Origin of the sequence: Pseudomonas sp. Sample_9, assembly GCF_004307535.1 — a bacterium.
GTDB lineage: Bacteria > Pseudomonadota > Gammaproteobacteria > Pseudomonadales > Pseudomonadaceae > Aquipseudomonas > Aquipseudomonas mercuritolerans.
The window spans coordinates 237-6,822 of record NZ_RAZO01000457.1; the positions used below are offsets into that span (position 1 = coordinate 237).

Annotated in this window: 6 protein-coding genes; 3 read left to right on the top strand and 3 right to left on the bottom strand. The window is 62.5% G+C overall.

The window, feature by feature from the left end; all coding sequences use genetic code 11:
* Positions 1-129: 129 nt before the first annotated feature.
* Together D6877_RS26060 and D6877_RS26065 are read right to left on the bottom strand one after the other, a co-directional pair.
* Complete coding sequence (locus tag D6877_RS26060) at positions 130-2,538, bottom strand: penicillin acylase family protein (RefSeq protein WP_130912570.1); 2,409 nt, start codon at positions 2,536-2,538, stop codon at positions 130-132.
* A gap of 102 nt (positions 2,539-2,640) precedes the next feature.
* Positions 2,641-3,219 carry a DUF6436 domain-containing protein gene (locus tag D6877_RS26065; protein ID WP_130912571.1) on the bottom strand — a complete coding sequence of 193 codons (579 nt, stop codon included), beginning with the start codon at positions 3,217-3,219 and terminating at the stop codon, positions 2,641-2,643.
* Positions 3,220-3,318: 99 nt separating this feature from the next.
* Between D6877_RS26065 and D6877_RS26070 the strand changes: the two genes are divergently transcribed.
* Positions 3,319-4,266, top strand: coding sequence for an alpha/beta hydrolase (locus D6877_RS26070; RefSeq protein ID WP_110599934.1), 948 nt, complete (start codon positions 3,319-3,321; stop codon positions 4,264-4,266).
* A gap of 105 nt (positions 4,267-4,371) precedes the next feature.
* On the opposite strand, the gene D6877_RS26075 is transcribed toward D6877_RS26070, so the two are convergent.
* On the bottom strand, positions 4,372-5,103 hold the full coding sequence (locus D6877_RS26075; RefSeq protein WP_024014712.1) for a DUF2059 domain-containing protein: 732 nt from the start codon (positions 5,101-5,103) through the stop codon (positions 4,372-4,374).
* A gap of 108 nt (positions 5,104-5,211) precedes the next feature.
* Here D6877_RS26075 and D6877_RS26080 point away from each other — a divergent pair, with 108 nt between their 5' ends.
* Positions 5,212-5,844: a 2OG-Fe(II) oxygenase gene (locus D6877_RS26080; RefSeq protein ID WP_016770624.1), complete on the top strand. Its 633-nt coding sequence runs from the start codon at positions 5,212-5,214 to the stop codon at positions 5,842-5,844.
* A gap of 2 nt (positions 5,845-5,846) precedes the next feature.
* On the top strand, positions 5,847-6,332 hold the full coding sequence (locus D6877_RS26085) for a DUF523 domain-containing protein (protein ID WP_122506166.1): 486 nt from the start codon (positions 5,847-5,849) through the stop codon (positions 6,330-6,332).
* The last annotated feature ends 254 nt before the right edge of the window (positions 6,333-6,586 follow it).

The following is a 6,586-nucleotide window of genomic DNA, read 5'->3' on the forward strand; positions in this document are numbered from 1 at the left end:
CGTGTTACATCGACCTGAAAGACCTTATCGATTATGGATTCGGCGCCAATCTTTCACGTCGGCGTTTCTTATGAATATCCCCCAATCGGTCCCCTCTCCCTCTGGGAGAGGGCTAGGGTGAGGGGCTCTTCAGGGCTTGCGCGCAGGCAACAGCTTCAACGTACTGCGCGTATTCGCCTGCACCTCTTTCTCGCTGAAATGCGCCTGCACATAAATACCCTCCACATACGCCTCGGCCTGGTCGTCATAGTGACTGTCCAGTGGCACGCCACTCTGGCCGACCGGGTTGATCGTCAGGCCATGCACCGGATCGGCGAAATCCACCAGACGTCGCGTCGACGGTCCATAGGTCACCGGCCATGGCGCCGGGCCGATTTTTGCCGAGAGGTTGTTCGGCACTTCGTGGCTGCCCGGCGCTGCGAACGGGCCGACGTTGAACAGGCGATCCAGCGGCTTCTGCTGCCCCAGCGGATGGCCGTGGGTGAGGGTGTGCGCAGCGCCCCACTGCCAACCGGCCACGTTATCGCCGAGGGTGAGTTTCAGATGCGCCATGCTTGCCGCCCACGCCGTGCGCACGACATCGGCGCGGGTTTCTCTGGCCGGCGTGCTGCGATTGTCCCACCACGGTGAATCCGCCTTGGCCGCCAGGCGTGGCAGCGCGGAGTCGATCACCCGCGTCGACAGCAGTGTTTCGAAGAAGTCATTGCCCAACTCATCGCGCATCGCCGCATCGGCCAGGTCGTAGAGGAACTGGTTGAACACCGTCGCGCTGATCGAATTCAGCGGATAGTCGCCGGGCCACTGCGCCAGTTGCTCGACCAGTTTCAGCTGCGCCGGATCACTGACCACCTCACGCAACACCGGCAACAGTGGCGCCAACAGACGCGGGCCGTAACCGGTCGCCGTGCCCAGTTGCAGTTGCTGGTTGGCCTCGTTGCTCCACTTCATCCGGTTGTCGCTGAGCTGACGATCAAGCTGCTGACCGCGATCGGCAAGATTGTAATAACCGGGAATCTCCATGCCGGTCGGCGACACGGGCTGGAAGTTGGCCGAGACGATATAGCCGCGCGCCGGGTTCTCTTCCTGCGGGTTGGCGCTGAACGGGTAATAGCCGTCCTTGTCCGCCTCAGGCGTGCTGCCGTCGAGAATGAAGCCCGGTTTCACCCCGGCTGGACGTTTGGGCAGCAGGGCCGAGGCCCACCAGGCGATATCGCCTTTGGCGTTGGCGTACACCAGATTCAGGCCCGGCGCCTGTACCTTGGCCGCCGCCGCGCGAGCCTTGGCCAAGGTGTCGGCGCGGTTGAGCTGGTAGAAACCTTCGAGGATCGGGTTCGGCGTTTCGAGGAACGCCCACCACATCGCAATCGGGGTTTTGCCGGCAGCGCTGCCGAGCGCATCGTTGACGATCGGCCCATGGGGCGACTGGCGCAAGGTGATCGTCACCGGCGCCTGGCCTTTCACATTGATCTGCTGCTCGCTGACGAGCAGGTCGGTCCACTGGCCGCGATACCAGACCTGATTGGGGTTGTCCGGGTTGACCTTCTCGGCGATCAGGTCGAGATCGTCGTTCTGGAACATGGTCAGGCTCCAGCCGAAATCGAGGTTGTGTCCCAGAAACGCGAACGGCACCAGTGCCTGATGATGGCCGTACAACTCGAAACCCGGCGCCGACAGCTGCGCCTCGTACCACACCGACGGCACCGAGAAGCGGATATGCGGATCGCCGGCCAGCAACGGCTTGCCACTCTGGCTGCGGCTGCCGGCAATCACCCAGGCGTTACTGCCTTCGAACTGCGGCAGGCCGTTGTCGAGCAGCGCCTGTTCGCTGAGGCGGGCGAGGGCGGTGAGGTCCTGCCAGTCGCCGGCGGCAAGGGCCGGTGCGTGCCGGGTGTGATCGGTGGCCAGAACGCCTTTGGCCTGCCATTCGAGATCGAACACATCGAGGTAATCGGCGCCGAGCTGATCGCGTACGTAGGTCAGCAGCGGCTCGGTGCGAAACGCGGCGGCAAAGCTGTAGGCCATGTAACCGGCGACGCTGATGCTGTCTTCGGCCGTGAACGGCCGCTTGGGGATGCCCAGCACGTCGAACTCGATCGGCGCGGCGTGGCTGTCCTGATATTGGTTGATGCCGTCCAGATAGGCTTGCAGGCCCTTCCACGCCGGTGACTGCTTGTCGAGGCTGGCGACGTAACTGGCCGCACGCTCGCGAATGCGCAGGCTGCGGAACAGTTTGTCGGTGTCGAGCAGTTTCGGCCCGAGCACTTCGGCCAGCTCGCCCCGGGCGAGGCGGCGCATGGCTTCCATCTGGAACAGGCGGTCCTGCGCGTGCACGTAACCGAGGGCGCGATAGAGGTCGGTTTCGTTCTCGGCGCGGATATGCGGCACACCGCGCTCGTCGTAGCGCACGGTCACCGAGCCTTGCAGATTGCGCAGCTCGACCTGGCCCTGGCGCGTCGGCTGCTTGCTGTAGATATACCCGCCGGCGGCGCCGAGCAGGACAACGATGAGCAAGGCAACGACGATCAACGCACGCTTCATGGTGACTCCTTGTGCAGGCGAAAAGGCCGCCCGTCGGGCTGCAAACATTTAGCACAGAGCATCTGTGCGCTGCAGCGCTGTCCTTGAAAAGTCCGGAATGCCTTACTTTGCCTCCACCGACCACGGGCAATAACAACCCACCGCCAAGGTATGCGTGGCATTCACCGGCCGATCTTCCGTCAGCGCATGCAGGATCGGTTCGATAAAGCTGTTGCTGGAGTTGCAGGTCAGGCCTTCGCTGTACGGGCCGAAATAGGCGAGTTTACCGCTACGATCCCAGATCGCCACGGCGGGGCTGGCGGGGATCTGTTCGGCGCCGGGCAGGACGATGATGGTTTTCAGGCTGGCGAGGGTGGCGGGTAACTGGCCGTGGCTGCCGGGCTTTTGCACGGCGAAGAACTCCACGCCGCGAGGGCCGAACTGTTCGACCATCTCGCTCAGGTGCTGTTGATTGCCGACATTGCACGGACAGGCCGGGTCCCAGAAGTGCACAAGACGAATATTGCCCGGCCCAGCGAGGTTGTCCGGCAGGCGCAGCGGGTCGCCGGAAAATACTGCCGTATGTTCGCTGAACGCGCGCAGATAGCGGCCCTGAAACCAGTCATATGCCGTCCACAGCACCCCGGCGCAGATCAGCGCGAGCAGGCTGGCGAACAGTGCGGTGCGGTAGGGCGAACGCATGGTTTTCGATCCTCGAAAGGCCGGCTAGCTTGCCATGTCTGCCTCTACAGATGAATATCGCAGGCCGATAAAGTCCGTTTACCGCTCTGGAATACCCGCATGCCTGATACTTTCGACCCCGATCATTTACGCGCGAGCCTCAAGCCATTGGCCGAGTGGCAGCCGTTATCGGATGAGGCGAAGGCTTATCAGCGCTTCTACAAGACCGACTTCGCCGAGCGCGATGTCTGGCGCGGCATGGGCCGTTTCGAAGTCGATGGCTACGAGCTGGTCAGCCATTGCTGGTGGCCGGAGAAGGTCAAGGCGACGTTGTTTCTGCTGCACGGTTACTACGATCACATCGGCCTGTACCGGCATGTGATCGAGTGGGCGCTGGATCAGGATTTCGCCGTGATTGCCTGCGACTTGCCGGGCCATGGTCTGTCGAGCGGGCCACGGGCGAGCATTCGTGATTTCTCTGAATACCAGGATGTGTTGCAGGCGCTGTTCGCTGAAGCGAACTCGATCGCGCTGCCACAGCCTTGGCATTTGTGCGGGCAGAGCACCGGTGGCGCGATTGTCGTCGATCACCTGCTCAACCATGGCGAGAACAGTCCGGCGCAAGGGCAGGTGATTCTGCTGGCGCCATTGGTAAGGCCGAGGGCGTGGGCCTGGTCGCAGTTGAGTTATTACCTGCTGCGGCCGTTTGTACGCGGGGTCGCGCGACGCTTCAGCGAGAACTCCAACGATCCGGATTTCCTGCCGTTTCTGCAGGCCGATCCGTTACAGCCAAGGCGCCTGCCGACCAAATGGGTGGGCGCGCTGTCGCGCTGGATCATCCGCGTCGAGCACGCGAAAAAAAGTCCGCGACGGCCGCTGATCATTCAGGGGCAGGCGGACATGACTGTCGACTGGCAGCACAATCTGCAGGTGTTGAAGTGGAAGTTCGACCGGCCGCAGATTCTGCTGCTGGCCGAGGCACGGCATCACCTGGCCAATGAAACGGCGGAGATGCGTGAGGAGTATTTCGAATTCTTGAGCAAGCGGATCAGGGGCCGGAATCTCTAATGCCTGGGAGGGCCTCTTCGCGAGCAGGCTCGCTCCCACAGTGGAATGCATTACAACCTGTGGAAGCGAGCCTGCTCGCGAATGCGATCTTTCAGGTAACGAACATCACTGGCCGACCGCCAACCCCGCCCGAATCGCCGCCAGTGCCGCCTGGTAGTAAGCCTTGCCCTCGGTCGACTCGGCAAACGTCGCAAATTCTTCGAGCTCCTCATCCGACAAGTCGCGATACACGTAAAGCAACGTGTTGTTCAGATCGGCGCCGATCTGATCCATCAGCCGCTGGCGCTGACCGTTCAACATACCCTGCGCCTGTCCACCGCCGAGCAGTCCCGGGATCATCGAACTCAAGCTGTCCGCCGCTACGCCGGCAATCGCCAGGCTGACCTCGGCGCCCGCCTCACGGGCTGGCAGGGCCTGGGCGAGATGGCCGATGATCAGCAAGCGACTGTCGCTGGCCTGCATCTTCGGCAGGCCCTGAGCATTTTTTGCCAGTTGATCGCGACGGGTTGCGAGCAATTCGGCGGCGACGATTTTCTTGCCCAGCGGTGACTGGAAGAAGGTCAGTGCCGGTTTCGGGTCGGCGAGTTTCTGCCGCAGTTGCGCTTCGGCACGCTGATCCATGGCCTGCGCGGCAAAGCGTTGATTGCTGTTGTTGACCAGCGCCTGAAATACCGCAGGCGGCAGGCTGTTCTGATAGCGCTGCTGGGCGGCGCTCAGGGCATCGTTGAAATGCGCGCGTTGTTCTGGCCAGCCGGCGACCTTGTACAACTGATCGTGGCCGTCCGCCCAGGCGGGCAATACGCAGAACATCAACAGTGAAAAAAGCAAACGGCGCATAGGGACTCCTGTCAGCAGCGGACTATTGTCCGTGCGGTGCCGGTACTTGTCGAGAATTCGTAGCAAGGCGCTGCGTGGCTCTGTCGGATTTATCGCCGTCGGCATACTATGCGCGCCATGCCGATATCCTCTGAACACCCGCTGCTGTTACGCATTGTCGACGACCTGGCCGAACACGGCTGGTCGCAGCAGAACATCTTCCTGCCCGCCGATCTGACCCGGGCGCTGGCGGCCGAGTGCCGTAAACGTGAAGCCGAAGGTGAGCTGGCGCCGGCAGCGGTCGGTCGCGGGCCGTTTTCGGAGATTCGCGAGGGTATTCGCGGCGATCACATCCAGTGGATCGACCCGGGTCAGGCCGACGCCACTGACAGTTACCTGAGCCTGATGGACAGTCTGCGCGAGGCACTTAATCGCGGCTTGTTTCTGGGGCTTGAGGATTTCGAGTGCCATTTCGCCCTGTACCCGCCCGGCGCGTTTTACCTCAAGCACGTCGACCGCTTTCGCGATGATGACCGGCGCATGGTCTCGGCCGTCATTTACCTCAACGAGGCCTGGTTGCCGGAGGACGGTGGCCAGTTGCGCATGTACCTGGGCGAGGAACGTGTGCACGACGTGCAGCCGACCGGCGGCTGCCTGGTGGTGTTTCTCTCCGGCGAAGTGCCCCACGAAGTGTTGCCGGCCCATCGCGAGCGCCTGTCGCTGACTGGCTGGTTCCGTCGCCGTGGCAACGAGCCGTTCTGAACATGGAAAAGATCCTGGTCAGTCGCTGCCTGTTGGGCCATCGCGTGCGTTATGACGGTGGTGCGAGCGGGCCGTTTGATCTGCTTGAGCAGTGGATCGAAGAAGGGCGCGTGGTGCCGTTGTGTCCGGAGGTGGCGGGTGGATTGCCGACGCCGCGGGCGGCGGCGGAGATTCCTGGCGGGCAGGGCGGTCAGGTGCTGGATGGCATTGCCGCAGTCATCACTACTGATGGCGAGGATGTCAGCGCGCAGTTTCTCGAGGGGGCGCGGCAAGCGCTGGAACTGGTGCAAAAGCACGGCATTCGGGTGGCGGTGCTCAAGGCCAACAGTCCGTCTTGCGGGAATCTGTTGACGTATGACGGCACGTTCAGCGGGGTCAAGGTCAATGGCGAAGGGGTGACGGCGGCGTTGCTCAAGCGCCATGGGGTTCGGGTTTTCAGTGAGCTTGAGCTGGCTGAGGCGGCGGTGACTCTGGCGGCTTTGGACTGATCCGCCATCGTTGCCCTCACCCCAGCCCTCTCCCGGGGGGAGAGGGGGCCGACCGAGGTGTCTGGCGCTGTCCATCGACCTGAAAGACCTTGGCGACCAGGGATTCGACAAAGCCATGATCAGTCGATTCCGGATTCGGTATAGCAATCCCAAGTCGGCGTACCTCTAAAGCATCCCCGGATCAGTTCCCTCTCCCTCCGGGAGAGGGTTAGGGTGAGGGGCTCTTACGGTTTCAACCACTTCTCGGACAGCGC